This is a genomic window from Nitrosomonas sp. PY1 (genome assembly GCF_022836435.1).
GTDB lineage: Bacteria > Pseudomonadota > Gammaproteobacteria > Burkholderiales > Nitrosomonadaceae > Nitrosomonas.
Genome location: NZ_BQXC01000001.1, coordinates 535,216 through 557,405 on the forward strand (window position 1 = coordinate 535,216; position 22,190 = coordinate 557,405).

At 41.2% G+C, this 22,190-nt stretch carries 22 protein-coding genes; 5 read left to right on the forward strand and 17 right to left on the reverse strand.

What is annotated here, in order from left to right:
- Positions 1–12: 12 nt before the first annotated feature.
- From W03_RS02405 to smbP, 3 genes are all read left to right on the forward strand, one after another.
- On the forward strand, positions 13–1,044 hold the full coding sequence (locus W03_RS02405) for an L-threonylcarbamoyladenylate synthase (protein ID WP_244071051.1): 1,032 nt from the start codon (positions 13–15) through the stop codon (positions 1,042–1,044).
- 29 nt (positions 1,045–1,073) lie between these two features.
- Positions 1,074–1,841, forward strand: a complete 768-nt coding sequence (locus W03_RS02410; protein WP_244071053.1) for an HAD family hydrolase — start codon at positions 1,074–1,076, stop codon at positions 1,839–1,841.
- Between the two features lie 147 nt (positions 1,842–1,988).
- Positions 1,989–2,339: a small metal-binding protein SmbP gene (smbP, locus tag W03_RS02415; protein WP_244071055.1), complete on the forward strand. Its 351-nt coding sequence runs from the start codon at positions 1,989–1,991 to the stop codon at positions 2,337–2,339.
- Between the two features lie 60 nt (positions 2,340–2,399).
- Here the strand turns inward: smbP and W03_RS02420 are convergent, their stop codons facing one another.
- Together W03_RS02420 and W03_RS02425 are read right to left on the reverse strand one after the other, a co-directional pair.
- Positions 2,400–3,383 (reverse strand): SDR family oxidoreductase, encoded by a 984-nt coding sequence (locus tag W03_RS02420; RefSeq protein ID WP_244071057.1) that lies wholly within the window; start codon positions 3,381–3,383, stop codon positions 2,400–2,402.
- Entirely contained in the window at positions 3,383–4,672 is a 1,290-nt protein-coding gene (locus tag W03_RS02425; protein WP_244071059.1) for a nucleotide sugar dehydrogenase, read from the reverse strand. Before W03_RS02425 ends, W03_RS02420 begins: the two co-directional genes overlap by 1 nt.
- Positions 4,673–5,680: 1,008 nt before the next feature.
- Here W03_RS02425 and W03_RS02430 point away from each other — a divergent pair.
- Together W03_RS02430 and W03_RS02435 are read left to right on the forward strand one after the other, a co-directional pair.
- The gene (locus tag W03_RS02430; RefSeq protein ID WP_244071061.1) at positions 5,681–6,817 is read left to right on the forward strand and encodes a beta-galactosidase; all 1,137 of its coding nucleotides are present in this window, start codon (positions 5,681–5,683) and stop codon (positions 6,815–6,817) included.
- 312 nt (positions 6,818–7,129) lie between these two features.
- The gene (locus tag W03_RS02435) at positions 7,130–7,930 is read left to right on the forward strand and encodes a glycosyltransferase family 25 protein (protein WP_244071063.1); all 801 of its coding nucleotides are present in this window, start codon (positions 7,130–7,132) and stop codon (positions 7,928–7,930) included.
- A 7-nt stretch (positions 7,931–7,937) separates the two neighbouring features.
- Here the strand turns inward: W03_RS02435 and rho are convergent, their stop codons facing one another.
- The 15 genes from rho to hemP form a co-directional block, all read right to left on the reverse strand.
- Positions 7,938–9,197, reverse strand: a complete 1,260-nt coding sequence (gene rho / locus W03_RS02440; RefSeq protein ID WP_244071065.1) for a transcription termination factor Rho — start codon at positions 9,195–9,197, stop codon at positions 7,938–7,940.
- Between the two features lie 143 nt (positions 9,198–9,340).
- Positions 9,341–9,667: a thioredoxin TrxA gene (gene trxA / locus W03_RS02445; RefSeq protein WP_244071067.1), complete on the reverse strand. Its 327-nt coding sequence runs from the start codon at positions 9,665–9,667 to the stop codon at positions 9,341–9,343.
- A gap of 185 nt (positions 9,668–9,852) precedes the next feature.
- Positions 9,853–10,920, reverse strand: a complete 1,068-nt coding sequence (locus W03_RS02450) for an ABC transporter ATP-binding protein (RefSeq protein WP_244071070.1) — start codon at positions 10,918–10,920, stop codon at positions 9,853–9,855.
- Between the two features lie 3 nt (positions 10,921–10,923).
- Positions 10,924–12,522 (reverse strand): iron ABC transporter permease, encoded by a 1,599-nt coding sequence (locus tag W03_RS02455; RefSeq protein ID WP_244071072.1) that lies wholly within the window; start codon positions 12,520–12,522, stop codon positions 10,924–10,926.
- Positions 12,523–12,613: 91 nt separating this feature from the next.
- The gene (locus W03_RS02460) at positions 12,614–13,609 is read right to left on the reverse strand and encodes a Fe(3+) ABC transporter substrate-binding protein (RefSeq protein ID WP_244071074.1); all 996 of its coding nucleotides are present in this window, start codon (positions 13,607–13,609) and stop codon (positions 12,614–12,616) included.
- Between the two features lie 147 nt (positions 13,610–13,756).
- On the reverse strand, positions 13,757–14,515 hold the full coding sequence (locus tag W03_RS02465) for a DUF3750 domain-containing protein (RefSeq protein ID WP_244071076.1): 759 nt from the start codon (positions 14,513–14,515) through the stop codon (positions 13,757–13,759).
- Between the two features lie 57 nt (positions 14,516–14,572).
- A complete protein-coding gene (locus W03_RS02470) occupies positions 14,573–16,123 on the reverse strand; it encodes a GTPase family protein (RefSeq protein ID WP_244071078.1) in 1,551 nt (516 codons plus the stop codon).
- Positions 16,120–17,355: a YcjF family protein gene (locus W03_RS02475; RefSeq protein ID WP_244071080.1), complete on the reverse strand. Its 1,236-nt coding sequence runs from the start codon at positions 17,353–17,355 to the stop codon at positions 16,120–16,122. Before W03_RS02475 ends, W03_RS02470 begins: the two co-directional genes overlap by 4 nt.
- Before the next feature lie 175 nt (positions 17,356–17,530).
- Positions 17,531–18,316: a DUF2063 domain-containing protein gene (locus W03_RS02480; protein WP_244071081.1), complete on the reverse strand. Its 786-nt coding sequence runs from the start codon at positions 18,314–18,316 to the stop codon at positions 17,531–17,533.
- Positions 18,291–19,142 (reverse strand): DUF692 domain-containing protein, encoded by an 852-nt coding sequence (locus tag W03_RS02485; RefSeq protein ID WP_244071083.1) that lies wholly within the window; start codon positions 19,140–19,142, stop codon positions 18,291–18,293. Before W03_RS02485 ends, W03_RS02480 begins: the two co-directional genes overlap by 26 nt.
- A 29-nt stretch (positions 19,143–19,171) precedes the next feature.
- Positions 19,172–19,510: a hypothetical protein gene (locus W03_RS02490; protein ID WP_244071085.1), complete on the reverse strand. Its 339-nt coding sequence runs from the start codon at positions 19,508–19,510 to the stop codon at positions 19,172–19,174.
- A 52-nt stretch (positions 19,511–19,562) separates the two neighbouring features.
- The gene (locus W03_RS02495; protein WP_244071087.1) at positions 19,563–20,567 is read right to left on the reverse strand and encodes a multicopper oxidase domain-containing protein; all 1,005 of its coding nucleotides are present in this window, start codon (positions 20,565–20,567) and stop codon (positions 19,563–19,565) included.
- 21 nt (positions 20,568–20,588) lie between these two features.
- The gene (locus tag W03_RS02500; RefSeq protein WP_244071089.1) at positions 20,589–21,230 is read right to left on the reverse strand and encodes a DUF2325 domain-containing protein; all 642 of its coding nucleotides are present in this window, start codon (positions 21,228–21,230) and stop codon (positions 20,589–20,591) included.
- A gap of 120 nt (positions 21,231–21,350) precedes the next feature.
- Positions 21,351–21,815: a bacterioferritin gene (gene bfr / locus W03_RS02505; RefSeq protein WP_244071092.1), complete on the reverse strand. Its 465-nt coding sequence runs from the start codon at positions 21,813–21,815 to the stop codon at positions 21,351–21,353.
- A gap of 143 nt (positions 21,816–21,958) precedes the next feature.
- On the reverse strand, positions 21,959–22,153 hold the full coding sequence (gene hemP, locus W03_RS13340) for a hemin uptake protein HemP (protein ID WP_279599989.1): 195 nt from the start codon (positions 22,151–22,153) through the stop codon (positions 21,959–21,961).
- Positions 22,154–22,190: the final 37 nt, after the last annotated feature.

Here is a 22,190-nt window from a genome sequence, read left to right on the forward strand (position 1 = left end):
TTTATTCATGCTATGAAGACTGTATCTTTTTCTTTTGAAAGTGCTGTTATCACGGAGCAACAGCGCGAACAGATTTCTCGTGCTATGAGTATCTTGAATGCTGGTGGAGTGGTCGCTTTTCCGACAGAAACAGTTTATGGCCTTGGTGCTGACGTGACAAATCTCGAAGCGATTAGCAGTATTTATCGTATCAAACAAAGACCGATGAATCATCCTCTGATAGTACATATCGCTGATTTTTCGTGTCTGTCAGAATGGGCGCAAGCAATACCGGACACCGCTTTGAAGCTCGCAGCACGATTCTGGCCTGGGCCATTGACTTTGATTCTGAAACGTAGTCGATGTGTACCGGATATTGTAACGGGTGGGCAAGATACCGTGGGGATACGCGTTCCTGGACATCCCATTGCATTAGCTTTGCTTCGATCTCTGGGGCGGGGTAGGGCGCTTGCTGCACCCTCTGCTAATCGTTTCGGTCGAATCAGTCCAACCACGGCAGCACACGTGCAGAAAGAATTGGGCACAGAAATTAGCATGATTTTAGATGGAGGATCGTGTGCGGTCGGTTTGGAAAGCACGATAGTCAGCTTTGTGGGCGATAACCCTAAAGTGCTTAGGCCGGGTGGAATTGCTTTGGCTGAGCTCGAATCAGTACTCGGTGCATCGATTAGTATGATGCATCGGTCTGATTCATCCACGATTCGTGTGCCAGGGTCCTTGTCTTCGCACTATGCGCCAACGACACCACTCAAATTATGTGCGACGGAACAGTTGTGGCAGTATGCGCAAAAAATGACGAATCAGCAGTTAAAAACGATGGTTATCACTTGGTCTCCGATTCAACTACCTTTGCAGCAAAATGAATATCTACAACATTGCTCCATGCCCAATGATCCTGAATCTTATGGTAGGGAGTTATATGCGATTTTGCATCAGTTCGACCAGGCAGAATTTGATTATTTATTGGTCGAGATGGTGCCTGATCATCCCAACTGGGTAGCTATTGAGGACCGCCTGCAGCGAGCCAGTCATCGCGCATCATAAAATTATATTGTTAATTGAGGCTAAGTTATATGAATTCCGGTAACACTTTACAAGCTGTTTTATTTGACGTCGATGGAACTCTAGCAGATACCGAACAAGATGGTCATCGCGTCGCTTTTAATCAAGCATTCAAAGAAAATGGATTGAATTGGCAGTGGAGTATTGAGCTTTATGGTGAATTGTTACAGATAACGGGAGGTAAAGAACGTATTCGCTACTATTTAGAAAGATATTCTCCAGAATTATTGAGCAGAAATGATTTGAAGGATTGGATCGTGCATTTACATAAAACCAAAACGGGTTTTTATGAAATGTTTATGGAAAAAGGCAGCATTCCATTACGGCCAGGAGTGGCCCGGTTGATTCATGAGCTACGTGACAAAAAAATAAAGCTAGCCATTGCCACAACCACTACGTTGGAAAATGTTACTTCGCTATTAAAATCTACTCTTGGAGAAGAATCCATCGATTGGTTTGATGTGATTGGTGCTGGAGATATTGTATCGATGAAGAAGCCTGCTCCCGATATTTATCACTGGGTATTGGATCAGCTTAAATTGAATGCGCGGCAGTGTATTGCAATTGAAGACTCCGAGAATGGATTAAAATCGGCGATAGCAGCGAATCTGCAAACATTGATTACAGTCAACGATTACACGCATTTGCAAGACTTTTCTGGTGCGCTAGCAATTTTGTCTGATTTGGGTGAGCCAGAAAAACCATTTATCCAAATTAATGGGAAAACTTTCAAGCAGCAGTGGATTGATTACCAGAGTCTTAATCACATGCTGGAATAATGGTTGATATTGAATGGGTTATTAAAGATTAATTTGAACTACTGTTAATCGTATCAGTCTATTTCATAGAATTATACTGTTCATTATGAGTTAGGAAGTTGAATGGAGAATTCTTTTTTTAATAATTAAGTATAAAGGGATAGGCTTATGAAACGCATTAAATTACCTTTGATCGTTGTGATCGCTGCACTTTTTATTAGTTTTTCGTCAATTGCGGCGGATATTAATCCACATGTTGCAGAAGCTATAGAGCATGCAGAGTCTGCACAGACACACGGAAAAGCAGGTCATGCTAAAGAATTGCAAACGCATGCAGAAGAAAGCCTAAAACATGCAAAAGCTGCGGAAAGTGGGCTTTCTGGTGCTAGCAAACAACATGTTGCCGAATCCGTTACACATTTGAACGAGGCCATTGCGCATGCTAAACAAAATCATGCAGATGAGGCTACTAAGCATGTTAGTGAAGCTTTGGTCCACTTAAAAGAATCTTCTAAATAATTGTTATGTCAGGCTAGAAGCTTGTTTAGTTAGAGTTTCTAGCTTAAGAAGAGTTTTAAGTTAGCGGTAAATCTTCACAAAGAAATCCACAGTTTCTTTCAATCCTTCCATGAAGTGGTGTGTTGGAGCGTATCCAATTAAGGAATGGGCTAATGATGTATCTGCTAAGGAGTTTCGGATATCTCCGGCACGTGGGGCACGATGGATTGCCTCGTGCTGGGATTGCAATATATTCCTGATTGCGTCGTACATATAGTTTACGGTAAATTTTTCACCCACAGCTACATTGATTACTTTACCAAAAGCTTGCTGGTTTTCGCAAAATAGAGCACGAATATTGGCTTGGACTGCATTATCCACAAACGTGAAATCGCGAGTTTGTTCGCCATCGCCATTGATATAAACAGGTGTTTTGTCGAGAATTCCTTTGATGAAAAGTGGTATAACAGCTGCATAGGGGCCATTGGGATCTTGTCTTGGTCCAAATACATTAAAATATCTAAAACCTATGACTTGCATGCCATATAGTTCATGAAAGACAGAAGCGTATTGTTCATTTGTTTTTTTTGTTACCGCATAAGGTGAGAGTGGTTCTCCTACGCGATTTTCAATTTTGGGTAGCGTGGGTTCGCTGCCGTAAACAGAGGACGATGAAGCGTATACAAATGTTTTAATGCGAGCATCTTTTGCAGCAGTTATCATGTTAACGAAGCCCGTAATATTGACTTCATTGGTAGTAAGAGGGTCTTTTATTGAGCGAGGAACTGAACCCAGGGCGGCTTGGTGAGATACATAATCGATTCCTTCGCAGGCTTCCTTGCAAGTAGCAAAATCTCGTATGTCGCCTCGAATGAATTCAAAAGCTGGATGATTACTAAAGAGATCTATATTTTTTTGTAGGCCCGTGCTCAGATTATCTAATACTCTAACTTTTTTAGCTTTATTGTTTAACAGATACTCAACGATATGCGAACCGATGAAACCTGCTCCTCCGGTGATAAGAAAAGTATGCTGATCAAATGGACTTGAATGAAATAAAGTCATCAAAGGCTCCAGTATTTAAGATTCTTAATTTTGTTTCTGAATTGGCCTTTGATATCAATTAAAATACCATTGGGCTTTAACAATGACTTAAAATATTCTTCAGTTAAGTCTTTGTATTCACTGTGGTTGACTGCTGCGATGATTGCATCATAACTTGTTCCTATCTTTTCACATAAACCAAAGCCATATTCATGTTTCACTTCATCATCATTTGCGCGAGGATCGGATACGTCCACCTGTACCTGATATGCGACTAGCTCATTATAGACATCGGCTACTTTTGAGTTACGAATATCCGATACGTTTTCTTTGAATGTACACCCCATAATCAGTACTTTAGCTTGCGCTATATTGACACCGGATTTAATGATGGCTTGAACTGTTTTTTTTGCAACATGATTAGCCATTTCGTCATTAATAGTTCTACCAGATAAAATGACGCGACTGTTATAACCAATCTGTTGTGATTTGTAAGTAAGATAATAGGGATCTACACCGATACAATGACCTCCAACTAATCCAGGGAAAAACTTCAGAAAATTCCATTTGGTTCCGGCCGCTTCAAGTACTTCAAAAGTATTAATATTCATTTTGTCGAAAATGATCGATAGCTCGTTCATAAGTGCGATGTTTAAATCGCGTTGTGTATTTTCAATAATCTTTGCTGCTTCGGCTACCTTCACTGAGCCAGCTCGATGTATGCCGGCTTTTACTACCAAATGGTAAACCTTCGCAATTTGATCAAGCGCCTCCGCATCGCTCCCAGATACTACTTTCACGATGGTTTCCAGTGTATGAAGCTTATCGCCGGGATTGATTCTTTCAGGGGAATATCCATATTTAAAATCGATACCGGCCTTCAATCCAGATGATTTCTCTATAACAGGTAAGCAATCTTCTTCAGTGCATCCGGGATATACCGTTGATTCATATACTACATAATCTCCTTTTTTAATAACTTTTCCGACTGTTTCAGAAGCCCTTGAAATAGCTGTTAAATCAGGAACGTTATGCGAATCAACAGGAGTGGGTACAGCTACGATAAAAAATTTTGCTTTTTTTAAAACACTTAAATCGTTTGTGAATTCGATATCGCAGTCAATGAAATCATCCTCAGTCAATTCGTTGCTAGGATCAATGTTATTTCGCATCATTTCTAATCTATCTGCATGAATATCAAATCCTATTACCTTGATTTTTTTGGCAAATGATAGTGCGATGGGTAATCCTACATAACCTAGCCCAATAACTGCAAGTGTATTTTCTTTATTGAAAAGTGATTGATACATAGATATAGATATTATTAAGTTTCTGATAAATGATAAAAAAACAAGTTTGGCGATTATTGGTATTTAAAACGGATATCAATTGTTAGATTAGATAATTACTTGCTCATGAGAATTTGAGCGTAAATAGCAATTATTCAAAAATAAGCCAAAAATAAGCTTGTGACTTGTAAAAAAGTACTTAATTTGAGTTAGATGAGCAAACATCCGCGCACTTTAGCATACTTAGCCATCCCAGAAAAGATAAGGGTAGGTTTTGTTGAAGGGGTGACTAGTATGCGTTATTAGATTTATTAAAGTATTTTTGTAATTAATATTCTTTTCGTAGTTTGCGTATAAGACTGGGAGAGCGCTCTTTTGTAGAGAGCGCAAGCATCTTTGTTTTCAGTCTTTACAAGGTGCCGATCAGCAGGAATTTGCACTCGATGTTGTTGTCACGCTCCGCTGTGTGTCGCTTTTGCAATCATCATATGTTTTTCGAATCTCGCTCCTTTGATTCCCGGTAATCATTTCATCAAACTCATGTAAAGCTGCATAAATCCTTTGCTACAGGCAAAGATGGTCTGTTTGTTCGCTCTATTTTGTAAAATAATTTGTGAAACAATGATTGACATGGTATTTTTTCCCACGTATATTTTCAAAAGAGGGAAATAATCACACGAAATAATTTCGATGTTTTCTTCTGAAGCTAGGGTTTTGTGATTTTTGTATTACCCCCTAAAGCCCCCTAAAAATCGTAGCGAATCTTGAGTCATGAGGTTTGTTTTGATTGAGTAGGATTCTGTGAGTTTCTTATTGTTAATCAAATAATAAGAAATATTTGTTCAAAACGTAATAATGAAAAATTGGAGGATAACAAGATCGATTCAATGCGATTAGAGCGGTTCTTTTATCAGTGACTAGCTGCGTAATGTAAATGTGCATAGTCTCACAAAGCTAAGCATAAAGTGGCAGACAACGGTGATCGAGCCGACATAATTGATTTTAATGAAGATAACGAAAGGATTTTTAATGAAAAAATGTTTTAACTACGAAATGAATAATACACAAGACGATAAATTTTTGCTTAAAATTAAAAGATCTTGTAATTTAATTTTTGGGGTGGTCTTTGTCATAGGCATGAGTTTAATTCCCTTGGGAGCAGTAAATGCTGGTGCAATGAAATGGCATCCTGGTCACTACTATATACTTACACCTAAGCAAAAATCGATTGATTCATACATGAATATGGTTTATGACGAAATGCAAAGTACGCCGGCCTTGCGCGGAATACAAGCGCGTTTTTCATGGCCAGAACTAGAGCCCTCAAAAGGTGTTTATAATTTTGCATTGATTGATAAACTTCTTGCGCAGCTATCCAGTCGAAAAAAACGACTTTTTGTTCATTTGGGGTTAAAATCATTTGATCTCAACGGAAATGTTGTTCCTGCTTACATGACAACACCTGAATATGAGGGGGGGCAATTTAATTGGGCGAAGTCTGGTTCAAGTACACCCAAAGGGCGCAACGTAAAGCTATGGAACGCAAAAGTTAGGGATCGCTTGGCAGCGTTATTTGCTGCAATGGGAAAACGATATAATTCGCATCCTTATTTTGAAGGCATCACAATGAATGAAACGGCTCTTGGAAATGCGTTACCAAGAATGTCGGATGCTCAAGTAAGCGGTTGGTTTGATAACTTGGCCATTCTTCATCAAAAAATCCGCGTGGCATTTCCAAACACTGTGACATTTCATTATTTAAACTACCCACGGGATCAATTGGCAGAGGTGATTGGGAAATTTAGACAATCCGATACTGGAATAGGTTGTCCTGATGTGTTTCTAGAAGATCCAGGTGTGCACCATCCAACAGGGATTTATAGCTATTATCGTAAGAATAATGGTGTACTGCCTTTAATGGTGCAAATTGAGCATGCCAATTACCTCAATACCCGCCATGACAACACGGGGTATGTGCCGACCATGGCTCAACTGCACAATTTTGCCAAGAATGAATTGGATGTTAATTATATTTTTTGGACAAGGCTTCCACAATATAAAGATAAAATTCTTGAGCATTTGAGATATAAAGCTCAAACAGCGGACGCATCAGGTGGGTTACGTTCTAACTGCCCAAGTGCGTTTTCATCTTGTAATACAAACTAATAAAGTTATTTAGAAGTTTTTTACTAAGATATTCTGCCGTATAAACAAGGATACTGCTATATAATTTAGTATGTATCCTTGTTTGTTTTCTTTTGATGGAAATTAAATCGACTGAAGTGATAAATTTATTTTTATTATCGAATAGCTTAACAAAATGGGCTTTTCTTTGAATGATGAGAAACTTGGGTTTTGATAGACTTGAAAAATATTGTTTGAGTCAATTGATTGCTTTTGATTGGGTTTCTTATGGAAAACGACCATACTACGAACTTTCTAAGAAAATTTTTTCGTTCACATTGGAGTAGCCGATCCATGTTATGGAAGGTTTTTTTTTATATAAAGGATTCGCTTCAATCTTTTTTTTCTGCTGCATTACTAACAATTGATTATTTTTTGTTTTCTTTCCAGCAAGATCGTACAAAAAGATTATTCAGGCAGAGCGAATACATTCATTTTGAAACTCATTGCATTAATCTTCTTCGTAGAACCGATAAGAGAAAATTTATTGAAGATCAGTTTGATAATGTAAGTTTTAATTTGAAAATGTTTCCTGCGGTTGATGGCGCGATCATTGATACAGCAGATCTCGTGAAGCGAGGTGTTCTTTCACCCGATAATAAAGATCTTGGTTCCGGAAAACCTCTTTCTTTAGCACAAATAGGAGTATACCTTTCCCATTATACACTTTGGGAGAAAGCGGCCAATTCAGTCAATAAAATCACTTTCATTCTTGAAGACGACGCATTGATTCAATGCGATGCGGCTACATTACAAAAATTTACTCACTATATTCCAGAAGATACAGATATCTTTTTCATTAACCATAGAAAAAATAGAATACAGCACATCAATCCGTATGTGTCAAAATTTGTGGGGCGTTTCTGGGGACTTACAGCCTATTTTTTGACAAAAAATGGAGCAAAAAAATTACTTGAATTGACTACCCCCATTCATATGAGTGTTGATGATATGATCAGTCAATTGAATGAAAAAGGATTGATCAATTGTTATTGCTCTCGCCAAGAGCTGGTTGTTGAGTGTAGTAACGCGAAAGACACCAAGAACTTTCGCTTCGCAAGCGATATTCTTGATCGAACACAAGAGAAGAAATAATGTGAATTTAAACTCGTTTCATCGAGTCAAAGAAGTCAGAATTGTTTTTAGTTCCTTTGACTTTATCAAGTAAAAAAGCCATAGCATCCATATCATCCATTGGATGAAGCAACTTACGCAAAACCCAAATTTTTTGTAAAATATCGGAGGATATAAGGAGTTCTTCGCGGCGCGTTCCTGAGCGATTGACATTAATGGCTGGATAAATACGTTTTTCTGCCATGCGTCGATCCAAATGGATTTCCATATTGCCAGTACCCTTAAATTCCTCATAAATAACGTCGTCCATACGCGATCCGGTATCAATCAACGCAGTTGCGATAATCGTTAAAGACCCGCCTTCCTCAATATTTCTTGCGGCACCGAAAAAACGTTTCGGGCGCTGTAACGCGCTGGCATCGACACCACCAGTCAGTACCTTACCTGAAGCAGGAACCACCGTATTATAGGCGCGTGCCAACCGCGTAATGGAATCAAGCAATATAACGACATCTTTTTTATGCTCAACCAAACGCTTGGCTTTTTCAATGACCATATCGGCTACTTGTACGTGGCGTGTTGCGGCTTCGTCAAAAGTAGAGGAGATGACCTCACCTCGAACTGAACGAGTCATTTCAGTTACTTCCTCGGGGCGTTCATCAATAAGCAAAACTATCAAAATAACGTCAGGATAATTTGCCTCAATAGAATGCGCAATGTGCTGAAGCATCACAGTTTTACCCGACTTAGGGCTGGCAACCAATAAACCACGTTGTCCTTTTCCGATAGGTGCAATTAAATCAATGATGCGGCCGGTTATGTTTTCTTCGGCTCTAATATCGCGTTCTAGTATAAGGCGCTCATTGGGAAATAGGGGGGTAAGATTCTCGAATAGGATTTTTTGTTTAGAGTTTTCTGGAGGCTCGTTATTGACTTTATCAACTTTAACTAATGCAAAGTATCGTTCGCCATCCTTAGGTGGGCGAATTTCCCCATCAATCGAGTCGCCTGTATGTAGATTGAAGCGTCGAATTTGGCTGGGTGAAATATAAATATCATCTGGACCAGCTAAATAAGATGTGTCAGGGGATCGTAAAAAGCCAAAGCCATCTTGTAATATCTCTAGCGTTCCGTGTCCATAAATGGTTTCACCTTTCCGAGCTTGATTTTTTAATAAGGCAAAAATCAAATCCTGTTTGCGCATTCGATTGGCGCCATCAATTTCATATTCGACGGCCATTTTGACTAACTCTGTAACATGAAGATTTTTTAAATCAGATAAGCGCATGAGGGTACTCGTGGTAAAGGATAATCAAATGAATGGTGAAAATAGGGAAGGAAAAGGCTACAGATGGAATCGTTCAAGTGGATAGCGCTGCTAAGAAAGAATCCTACCTGACCTACATCCATAGGCGCGTAAGACTAATCGGTTTAGATATGACTGTCAATAAATGCAGTAAGTTGTGATTTGGATAAAGCGCCGACTTTTGTTGCTTCGATATTACCATTTTTGAATAACATCAAAGTAGGGATGCCGCGAATGCCATATTTAGGTGGCGTAGACTGGTTTTCATCAATGTTGAGCTTGACTACTTTTAGCTTGTCTCCGTATTCATTCGCGATCTCATCCAGTACCGGTGCAATCATTTTACAAGGACCGCACCATTCTGCCCAATAATCTACTAAAACAGGCGTGGCTGATTGTAAAACTTCTGTATCGAAATTAGCATCCGTAACATGATGAATATGCTGACTCATATAGTCCTCTGTTAAATAAGTGATTGTAAAAGCATAAACCCAATACTATCGTTAAAAATCGGGATATCAATTAGCTGACTGAAGTTTGGGATTAAAATTTATTGAAAGGTTTAAAAACAACTTATCTTGCTATGCTATAGAAAAAACGATCAAATGTGAAGCGTCAAATCTAAAAATGATGATAATTATGGGCGACTGAAAGCAATAGCCCTTTCAGAGTGATGGGGGCGCAACTTAATTCCGGTACGGTTTCCTATGGTTCTACTTACATGGCTGGAAGAGAGTAAAAGTAGCGTTATACCGCTGTCCAAGCGGATTGTATAAAGGATTTCTGCGCCTAAGAAAATTTTGTGAGTTATTGTTGCGTATGCGCGGCTGTTTTCATCGAATTCGATATCGGATGGGCGTAAAAAAACATCGACATCGTGACTGTTCGTGTTAGTTTTTTGTGACGTTAATACCGTAGATAAAACACCCAGCTCGGTTTCTACATGATCGGAATCCCGCATAATTCCGGGCAATAGAGTACCTTGCCCGATAAAATGCGCTACGAAGCGATTGATAGGATGATGGTAGAGATTGTCTGCAGTATCCCATTGTTGAATAGCGCCTTGGTACATGACGCCGATTTGGTCGGCGATTGCAAATGCTTCGGCTTGATCGTGAGTGACCAGGATAGCAGTAATGTGTTGTTGCTTAAGGATGTCACGTACTTCCATACTGAGACGCTCGCGTAAATTGACATCCAAATTTGAGAAGGGCTCGTCCAGTAACAATAGTTTCGGTCTAGGAGCGAGAGCACGCGCTAAGGCAACACGTTGTTGCTGTCCACCGGATAGTTCATGTGGAAATTTGTTAATCGAGTCCGCTAGGTGCATGATGTCGAGTAATTCATGTACACGCTGTTGTTTCTCGATTTTGCTTAAATGATTCAAACCAAAGCGAATATTATCCGCGACATTGAGATGAGGAAATAAAGCATAATCTTGGAAAACCATACCGATGTTTCTTTGTTCTGGGGGGACAAAATGAAGTGCGCTGCACAATAAAATGTCATCCAGCCGAATCTCACCCGCCGTGATTCTTTCAAACCCAGCAATGCACCGCAATACGGTGGTTTTCCCACATCCACTCGGGCCTAATAAACAGCCGATTGTTCCTTGCTCGAGTGTCAGTGTCAGCGTATCTACGACAATGCGCTTGCCATATGCTTGCTGAATCGTGTCGAGTTGCAAAAATGGATGACTTATCATTGATTACTCAGTTTGGCGCATGAATAGGAAGATTGGTATCAAGCCTGCTAATACCAGTGTCAAAGCAGGAATTGCAGCTTGTTCCCATTGTCCTTCGGAAGTCATTTCATAGATACGTACTGCCAGGGTATCCCAGCCAAAAGGCCGTGTCATCAGTGTAATGGGCATTTCTTTCATGACATCGACAAATACCAAAGTCATTGCGGTAAATAAGCCCGATTTGAGTATAGGTATATGCACTCTGCCAATAATCGACCATCCGTTCAACCCAAGGCTCATGGCCGCTTCATCAATACTGGTTGTTATTCGCCGCATTGCGCTGTCAATGGCGTAGTGACTTACAGCCATGAAGCGTATCAAGTAGGCGATCAGCATTAAAGCAATGGTACCTTGAACGATCGGTCCTATTTCTATCTGAAACCAATGTGCCAATCCTGTCGATAATTTGCCATCTAGCCATGTCAGGGGTACGTAAACACCAATGGCTAGGACAGTACCTGGGAGTGCATAGCCAATGGTCGCAATACGAACAGCGTTGCGTGTGGCAATATCCGGGTAACGACGCACGCTATAAATCATCAAGGTTACTACCGAGCAAATGAGTACGGCAGCTAAACTGGATAGCAATACTGAATGCGACAGAAATCCTAGATAACGTGCACTATCAAAATCTTGTGAAAAAGCTTCAATGGACCAGAGTGCAAGTTGTGCGACAGGCAATACGAATGCCAAGGTTAAAATGCATATTATGAAACCTATAGCAAATACATTCTGCCATCCGATTAGTTGAATGCGTTGCGCTCGACCGCTTACTTTTGTTTCTGCGTAACGCATGCGCAGGCGTAAGCGCTGTTCGATCACGATCACGATAAAAACGACGATAATCAGTAACGAAGCCAGTTGTGAAGCTGCTTGCAGGGAAAACATATTAAACCAGGCTTTGTAGATTGCGGTGGTAAAGGTATTGTAGTTAAAAATAGCGACTGTACCGAAGTCTGCCAATGTTTCCATAAGTACCAGCATCAATCCGCCGGCAATCCAGGGGCGCGCCATTGGTAATGCAACGCGGAAAAATCCTTGTATTCGATTAAGACCCAACGATTGAGCGACTTCCAGCGAACGTTTGCCTTGCGTCAGAAATGCATTGCGTGCAAGCAGGTATACATAAGGATAAAAAGCCAAGGACATTACAATGATAACTCCCATGCGGTTGCGTATCTCAGGAAACCAAGATAAATCACTGTCGAGCGTGTTACGTAATGTGGTTTGGATAGGACCGGTAAAATCGAACAAACCTAACGCAACAAACGCAGTAACATATGCGGGCATAGCCATGGGTAGTAATAGCGCCCAAGAGAAAAAGCCACGTCCGGGAAAATCGTAGACCGCGGTTATCCAAGCCAAACTGGTGCCTAATATTGCTGTGCCAGCGATAACGCCGCATGCGAGCCAAAAAGTATTGTGTAATAAAAGCGGCAGCGATGTTGCGATCAAATGCTGCCAAATATCTCCAGCCGGCGCAAGTAGCGATGAAATTATCACGCCAATAGGCGCTAACACTAGTATTGCGGCTAGAAAGGGAATTAAACGCCAGACAGACATTACACCGCAAAAGTTAAGGGATAAAACAAGGAAACATGAATCCTATCACCAGCTACAGTTGTTATGGAATACTTTCATGTTTCATCGTTCATTATTGATATCCGGCACGATCCATGAGCTTTACTGCGGTTGTTTGCAGCTCGCCCGCTTTTATCAGGTTCATCGGATTCTGTTTAAACTCACCCCAACTTTGGACAAATGGATCGGCATCAATGGCTGGATTTACCGGATATTCCATGTTTACATCAGCAAACAGATTTTGCGCTTTATCAGAGGATAAGAATTCCAGCAACTTGATTGCAGCTTGTTCATTGCGACTGTAACGAGTGATGCCTGCGCCTGAAACATTCACATGAACACCATTTTTATCCTGATTGGGCCAGAAAATTGCCAGCGGTAGATTCGGTTCTTTTTTCATTAATCGACCGAAGTAATAGGTGTTCACTAAAGTCACATCGCATTTTCCTGCAGCGACATATTCCAATGCTTTGGTGTCATCTGAAAGTGGGTCCGTCGCCAGATTGGCGACCCAGCCTTTGGCGATTTCCTCTGCTTTGGCTTCGCCATGTTCTGCAATCATCATCGCTACCAATGATTGGTTATAAACTTTTTTGGATGAGCGCAAGCATAACCGATTTTTCCATTTGGGATCGGCTAAGCTTTCATAGGAGGAAAGCTCTTCTGGTTTGACTTTTTTCGTGTTGTAAACCATGGTTCTGGCACGAATCGATAGGCCGAACCATTGATTTTGCGGGTCACGTAGATGAGCAGGGATGTTGTGCGTGAGAACACTGGATTTGATAGGTTTCAGTAATCCTGCTTGAGCAGCCGCCCAAAGATTTCCAGCATCGGAAGTGATCAGCATATCTGCAGGTGTATTTTTGCCTTCCGCTTCAAGTTTGGCGAGCAGAGCGCCTTCATTATCTGTGGTGTATTTTACTTTGATGCCAGTTTCTTTGGTGAATGCATCAAACATCGGTTTAATCAATTGTTCGATGCGAGCAGAATAAACAACGACCTCTTGTGCTTGCGCAGACGCTACAGGCCATATAAAGAAGCAGAATAAAGCGAAGATAAAACGATTCATATTGAGTTTAAACATAAAAGAATTCGAAATGATGAGTAATTTAAATGGCTTGATTAAAATAGCCTATCTGATCGTTTAATTTGATAACCAGTTTGTTAGTTACTATAGTATGAATAGGAATAGTTATCAATTAAATCTGGTGTATTTTTATGGATTCAGTGTAGAAAGCGAAGGAGCAGAAGGTGAAAAGTTTCTATGGCCAATTACAGGTAATTTGATTGTAAAGGGATCAAGACTAAAACCAAAAGTCAGTCCGAGTAAATTCAACTCAAAGCCTTCCACTGGACTGATCAATATGCCAAATAATCCAAATACCGAGAATTGATAACCGCTACCACTCGGTGCGCGGGAGAAAAACCGTAATCCGAGATAATCTTTACCGATTGCAGTCGATGGTAAATTTAATCGAAGCTCGGGAACGGCTCGAGAAATCCATGCGACGAATGTATTGGAATTCGGACCAGGCCAAATGGTATAGCTATGAGAATAAGGATAAGCGCGCGCAGCTTGATCAATTTTTTCGATCATTGTCTCGGCATCGCTACCACGTTTCTCCAGTAAAATTTCTGGCATATTTCCATACCACCTGCGATCTGGCGCATTTTGATGAATCGATACCACCGACAGTTTTTGGCGTTGTAGCCAACCGATCACTTCATATACGGTATAGGTGTTCGCTTGCGTCGGTTTTACTGCAATCCAGGTGTGAATGCCAAAGTATCCTCGCCAACTGTATGCACGCGCACCATACACCTGAATGACTGCTTCTGGTGTGGTGGTGGGGTCAGGTGCCAATCCGGTGGATTCTCGGCTCGCATTCCACCAGTACTGTGCGTGTACGGAATGGGTGAAAAGTACGATGCATAGCAGCAATGGCAAAAAGAATAAGAAACAAATAGATTTCATATTGTATTGAATTAAAAATCATGCAAATAATCGGAAAATTGAAAATATTGGAAGATATTATTTCTTGTGTTGAGCGATTAAGAGATCTGGTAATTCTTTAAGAAACCGCCCGGTACTTATCATTTGATGTCGTAGCATGTTCCAGTTCTCAGCATTTTTTCGTGCGTCCAAGCAACGCATCAAACGCATACGTAATGCTTCGTTTTGTGTGTTCAAGATTGCAGACCAAAGTGCGTCATCCACGTTATACACTTTATCTGTGGATAAGCTTACCGGAATCACATGCTCAATTGGCACGGCCAGATCATTGGCAACCGCTTGTATGGCTCGATTAATGTTGAGCGATTTAGTATCGCCGGTATCGTTTAAATCATAGGGGGGCTGCCATTCATTGATGGGTCGCAAGCGGTCAATGAAGCTGACTACTACCAATAAAGGTGATGCATGGCGGTGCGTACGCGCAGTTTGGAATGCGCGTAGTGCATCGAGGCTATCGCGCTCAATTTGCCGATCAGGACGATCGGCCGGTGTAATCCACAGAATCAAATCTACTTCACCAGCGGCTTTTAGCATTTGTTCTTGATTGAATAGGGAGCTATCGCAGCCTGGGCTATCCAGGATAATTGCTTGTGACAAACCTTCGCGGGTTAGAACAAACGGTTTGAGAAGATCGGTAGTGTCTGGCAATGTATCTGTCGCAGTGATGGAGTCTCCAAATAGCGCATTGATTAGGCTGGATTTTCCTGAATTTGAGCGACCTAAGACCAAAATGCGCAAAGGTTCGTCACGCAGTTTTGTGAGGGTATCCGTTGCTTGTGTCAAATCGATTTCGGAAACAGGAGTGATCGCATCGGGTTGTTCGATACCTAATGATAAGCGTCCACTATAAAGATCAATAGCGTAGTAACCGACTTTACGCACATAGGTACGTAAAAACCAGCGATGCAACTCATCTTTTGCCAACATGAAGCTGCGCTCACGTAAATGGCGCCATGTTTCACTGAGTAATGCATTGACAGGATTGACAATGATATTGCCAGCGCGATAGATGTTGAACAGTTGCTCTGCTTTAGTTTTCCAGCGTTGAATACGAAATAAATCACCGAGAGTCAGTCGATGACTGAAAGGGATCTTTTCGGCAACATCACGGCGTAAATCTCGGCTGGCACGCTCAATAATCAATAGCGTATGCGGAATGGTCAGTTCTAGTAAGGGTTTCTCAACATCTGGGTGATAATTATGCGCAACTGTTTGCAAGGCTTGCTGTGCGAGTTGCAACGTCCATGCGCCATTTTCCAGCGGCCAATCTTTAGGATGTGTATTTTCCGCCAATGTTTCCACTTGCTTCCATACAGTATCCGCGCTGGGGGGCCAGATTGGATTTGGGATTGTGGTGGCATCCTGTAGTAACTTACTTTCGCGCTGTACAAGCCAAGATTGTAAGCCGTAACTCAACACACCGCATACTGTAAGCACAATCAACCAAGTTACCAAATAATCACTTTGCCACAGCCATATGACGCCGAAGCCAAGTAAAGCTAGTATTGGTAATATCAATAACAAAAATACCAATACCCTAAGTGGGTTGAGTAACGAAAAATATTTCATTCGGATTTATTCGACTTACTTGAGCGTTGTTTCAAAATCAAAGCACCGCGCTTTAATTCCTCGGCATACAGCCGACGCAGTGAATCGGGGTCAATATTCAATCCATTTTTTCGTTGCGCGAAGAAATAAATCGCTGCTTTACCTAATGCATACGTGGAAGATCCAGTTGAGGCGACGCTCCATAGGGTACCGATTGTTTGGCCCCAAACTGGGATGATTTTTACTGCCGTTCGGGTCAACCATCGAGTCAAATAACTTGATGCGATGCCTACCCCCATCAATCCTAGAAATTCACTGATAGTACTTTGATCCCAATGCTGTCCGTACAGCTTAGCCAAGCCATGCAGCATCTTTGCTTGAACTGCCGAAACGCTAACCAGATCGACTACCGGCAGGGCGCCTAAGCCTGCAGCAGTGAAGGTATAACCGACAATGTGTTGATGTGCGGCACGCGCATAGATATCGCGTACTTCCTTGCCACCACTAAGATGATATTGTAAACCTAAGGGAGATAATGCTTCGATTTTTTGCCACAACTCCTCCAAGCCGTATTCTACGGGACTAAAACCGTCTTCCGGTAAAGTCAAATCCACTGCGACCCACTGTACCGGCGCGAAGCCGGGTAATGGTTTGAGGCTATTACGCTGCGATTGCAATGCACGGCGCAAATTCAGCGGAATGCTGTCGGGCAGTGGATCGTCGTCGTAAGGCCAAGGTAGGATATGCGTGAAACTGTTGGGATAAAGATCATGTAATCCAGTTTGTACGATCAATACTGGCCACTCGGGGTGGTGTTTACGAATCGTGTGTAGTACGTCAAAAACACTGATTTGACTGAGATCGGCGACTTTCATCACGGCAATTAACAAATGTGCTTGTGTTTCGCAGTAGCGGATGTCTTCGCTGGGATCATAAGAAACCTCGCCGAGTCCACGCGTATCTAGGAACCGTACGATCGGTGCTGGTGTAGGAAAATCGTAAAACTGCGAAGTTCTCGTGCACGGCTGAAATCCGTTACCGATTTCAGCCGCCTCACTACCGGTCAATGCCTTGATGATCGAAGTTTTGCCAGCTTGGGTTTTACCGAGTAGCCACAAAACCGGTATCGGTACCTGTTGGCGTGCGGCGCGCAAAGAAGCATCCAGAACATCAGGATCGATTTTTGGTGATGTAAATGCCGCGCGCAACTGTTCCCAGTAACCGCTCCAATTTTCTAAGTCATTCCATTTCATTGTCCCATCTTAACATTTCTGGGAAATGGCTAAAATCCAAAATGGTGCGGGTTGTTGCTATGGTTGTTAGAACGTTAAGCTAGGCGGTGTGTTATGGAGTATCTGATTTTCGTAGAAAAGTGACTTAATCTCTTCTGGATTCTATGTGAATTAAATGTTTTGTAACAAAAACTACTTAGAGGAGATGCTTTGTACCAAGAATTATTTGATGCGCTTGTAATTTTTTTATGATTTCTAAACCACCTTGAATTACTACCTCAGGATTCGGATGATTCAATTCAACAGCAATTTGCTGTAACAAATACTCACACGATTTATGAGTATTGTTGAGTAGTTGCATTAAACGGGCAGTGACAGCATTCACTTCCATAAAATGTACGACAAAATCCGCGTTACGATAAACGATCAAATGAATTAATTCTTTACAAGGAATTTGTGGTTGAAAGGTGGGGCTAATCTGATGAACCGGGAATTGGTAGCTGAGCATCCAAGCCAGTGGAGAAATGACAGGAGTACCTGTTAACAGATCACCATTAGGATCAAAGGTCGTTTGTTCGATTTCTACATCCAATGTCGAAATGGCGAGTTCAACCCATTCGTAATGCGCCAATTCCAACATGAAAGGAGGATCATCAGTAGAGGCATGGCGCTCATGTTGTAGATATTTGAGAAATTCTCGCGGCATTTCAGGGAATAATGGCGTATGTGCTAAGTGGCTAGAAAAATAATCACGTATTATGGTGTGCCATTGATTATCCGGAAGAACTTTGCGTAATACCGGATAGGCATTTGCGATAAAGTCTTCTACATTACGGTAAAATAAGTCGCTGTATACGTCCATGCGTTGTGGATTTATACCTTTAGGACAAGCGTTTTTTTGGGGATTGCGGATATAGGCTGCAAAAGCGTATTGCAGTGCGGTAAAATCGTTAAGATCAGTCTTGTCGCTTATGGTATTCACGATTTCTTTCTTGCCACTGAGCTTGTATGGCTTGAATGTTAGTAATTTCTTTCAGTAATTCGGGCAGCGGGGGGATGTTGAAATCCCGCTCCAATAAAGTTGGAATGACACCAAAATGCTGATATGCATTATTCAATAATTGCCATACCGGGGCTATTACATCGGCACCGTGGGTATCAATGATCAGATCTTCTGCCTCGTTGTAATGTCCGGCGATATGGATATAAGCAATACGTTCGGCAGGTAATCGATGTAGAAAAGCTTGAGCGTCATAACCGTGGTTGACACTGTTGACATAAATATTGTTGACATCCAGTAACAGATTGCAATCGGCTTCTTGCAGTACTGCATTCAGAAAGTCGATTTCCTCCATCTCTTGACCCGGTGCGACGTAGTACGAGACATTCTCGATTGCGATACGTTGTTCGAGTTGCTCTTGTACTTGCTTGATTCGATTTGCAACGTAACGAACCGCCTGTTCGGTGAATGGTATTGGCATCAAATCGTACAGGTGGCCATCATCACTGCAATAGCTCAAATGTTCACTGTAATAGCGAATATTATGTTCACGCAGGAATTTTTTTAGTTTCTGCAAAAAAGCTTGGTCAAGCGGCGTAGGGCCACCAATCGAAAGCGACAAACCATGACAGATGAAAGGATGCTTTTCAGTCAGTTCGTGAAGTTTTTTACCAAAATAGCCGCCTACACCTATCCAGTTTTCCGGTGCAATTTCCCAGAAATTAACGCTATCGGTTGAATGATCCGAAAGCGAGCGTATAAACGCTCGCCGTAGCCCTAAGCCTGCACCATGAACGGGATAGTTCATATTATTGTGCAACGCTTTGAGTGAGCGGATTATTTCTTATTGCTTCCGCATTTACCTTCACCGCACTTACCTTCTTTTTCGGATTTCTTGTCGCCACACTTACCTTCCATATTCTTTTTCATTTCATCTTTGTTGCCACACTTGCCTTCACCACATTTACCTTCCTGAGCCGGTTTTTTATCGTCGTGCTTAGGTTTGTCAGCGGCATCGGCCTGCGCTAATTGCATATAGCCACCCGCTAGTTCTTTCATTGCGAAAGGATTAGCGTTGTTTATTTCGGTATTGGCCGACAGACTGCTGATAGTCAGAGTAGAAACAAAAGCGGTGCCTAATACAATTGAAGCTGGTTTGATTATTTTTTTTGACATAAAATTTTCCTTTAAGAATTAAAACTGGAACTTCGAATCATAGCGTTAAAATCTAACGATGTGTTTCATTATTTTTGGTGGGATTTACTAGCCAGCGCGTAGACATTCCCGCAATCATATGATCATCCACATGACAATGAAATAACCAGTTGCCCGCAGATCGAGGAACCATATCGACAGAAATCATGCTAGCCGGTAGTACTTCGATGACATCTGTGCGTCGACCGTGATTAAGTACAGTTTGCCCATGCCAATGGACAGTATGGTTGTCTGTTTCGTTCCCAAGCGCCATCAAATGCCAGCGAATCCGTTCGCCGATAACCGTTTCATAACCAGAGAGATTACCAAAGATACGCCCATTTATGGTATGTTTCATACCGCTTTCTTCATCATTTTCTTCATTGAAAATCATGAATAGTGCGGTGAATTCATGATCGACATCCTTCGGGGTTGGGTCGGTATTCGAACGCACTTTGTCTGCACGTGTTACGACGATGGTGCCAATTAAACCAAGATTGGTTTCTTCTTCTCCCATTACGTGCGAGTGATACAACCATACTACCGATGACAGATCGCTTGGGCCGGGTCCGGCATCTTCATCAACAATCCAGGTATAGGTAAAACTTTTTCCCGGCGGAATACTGCTACCTTGACCGCCATCTGCGCCCTCATTGTCTTTGGTATATTTCATTCCGTGCGGATGCATAGAAAGAGGTCGGTCTGTTTTATTGAGAAAATGAACCTTAAGTGTATCTCCGACCGCAGCACGAAGTTGCGGGCCTAGAATTCCCATCCATTCAGGCTGGGAAGATGGCTTTGAGTAACTGCTATCGGTATACCCGATATAACGATATTTGGTGTAAGTTAAAGTTTTTCCCCATACATTCATATCATCGTGCGAGTTTATTAAATTTTTGCTTGAAGGCGCATAATTCCAAGTTACTTGTTCAGCAGCAATCCAGTATTCCCTGACGGATGCTTGCGTTGAAAAAGAATAAGCTGCTAAAAAATATAAAAATAATAACTTGAAGGTATTTGTATTACGAAAAGAAATCATTACAGACTAAAAATAAAATCATCAATTATTCGGTAGATTAACCATAGCTTTTTGTGGCAAGCCAGTAAATCCACTTACCCAACTTGCTAATGCATGGATTCCTTGTCGGAAGGCAGTTAATGTTGATCGATCTAATATAACACAAGGTTTTTCAGAGAACTGGCAATAGCATTTGACAATAATAAACACCTGGTGATTGATACAGTCAATCGGACAAACGATCATATCTGTTTTTTCTAGAAGCTGCAGTAATCGTTCAATGGATACATCATCTGGAGCGCCGTGAAAGGACATGAATTGCGCTCCTGTTTTTTGGGTAAGCCGTTCATATTCCATATAAAGGTTTTTACGGCCTCCAATACACAGAACGGATTGGCCTGATAAGTCACATTCATTCTGAACGTTAATCGGCTTGATCGTATTGTATTTTTCCGCTGACAACGTTTTGATCAACCTAGGTTGGAATTTTTGTTGCAATGAGCTTCGAGTCGATTTATGGCGTTGGGAGTTTTTGGAAATATTTGATTTTCGATACGAAGATAAAAGTTTGAAATTCTTATGGAAGAGTCTCAGAAAGTTATCGATTAATGCAAAAGATCGATTAGAAGCAATCGAATGAAACGTATTGCTTATTGTCAACACAGGATTTCTTAATGCTCTCATAATCGAACCCCCTGAATTTTATTCATAAAGAAAAAATCGCTTGCTGACCTGGGAGGATTAGGCTGGCTGGCTAAATAAGCTGCTGGAGAAGGAAGAGAACTCCAGCAGCGTTGGAAAAACTTACATCTGACTTTGTAACCAATTTTGAATACCGACTTTCTGTATAACATCGAGCTGCGTTTCTAACCAGTCGATGTGTTCTTCAGTATCTTCAAGTATATGCTTAAATAATTCACGAGAAATAAAATCGCTTGCGTCTTCACAAGCTGCAATGGCTTTGAGTAATGACTCTCTAGCGATTATTTCAAGTTTTAGATCACAAGCGACGCATTCTTGTGCGCTTTCTCCGATCATTAGCTTGCCCAAATCTTGTAAATTGGGTAAGCCTTCCAAAAAAAGAATCCGCTCAATTAATTCATCAGCATGCTTCATTTCTTCGCAGGATTCTTCAAATTCATGCTTGCCAAGACTATGAAATCCCCAGTTTTTATACATGCGGGCATGTAGAAAGTATTGATTAATAGCGGTTAGTTCGTGTAGTAATTGCTGATTTAAGTGACGGATAATCTCTGTGTTACCTTTCATGGTTGTCTCCTATACAGGTAAAGGCACGGGTATGGGTATATTAAATATCAAAACATCGTTTCGAAAGAATAACAAAATTACTATGCTACTCATCGATTCGTTCACAATATTAATATACCTGATTACCGCTTTAAATCCACATACTATTTGTTCAAAAGTAGTTTTCCGTTACGTGTGCATCGTAATGAATACTGTTCTCCTTTGTGCGATATCAACACGATGTCACCATTTTTAAATAACCACTCGCTATCCAGAGTTTTTTGGGTGTTTTCTGTTGAACCTTTTGAATAAAAAATAGAATCAATGCTGTTGAGCTGAGAAGTATGTATTTTGTTCATATAAAATATAAGTAGTAGTTAGAATTATTAATGAGAA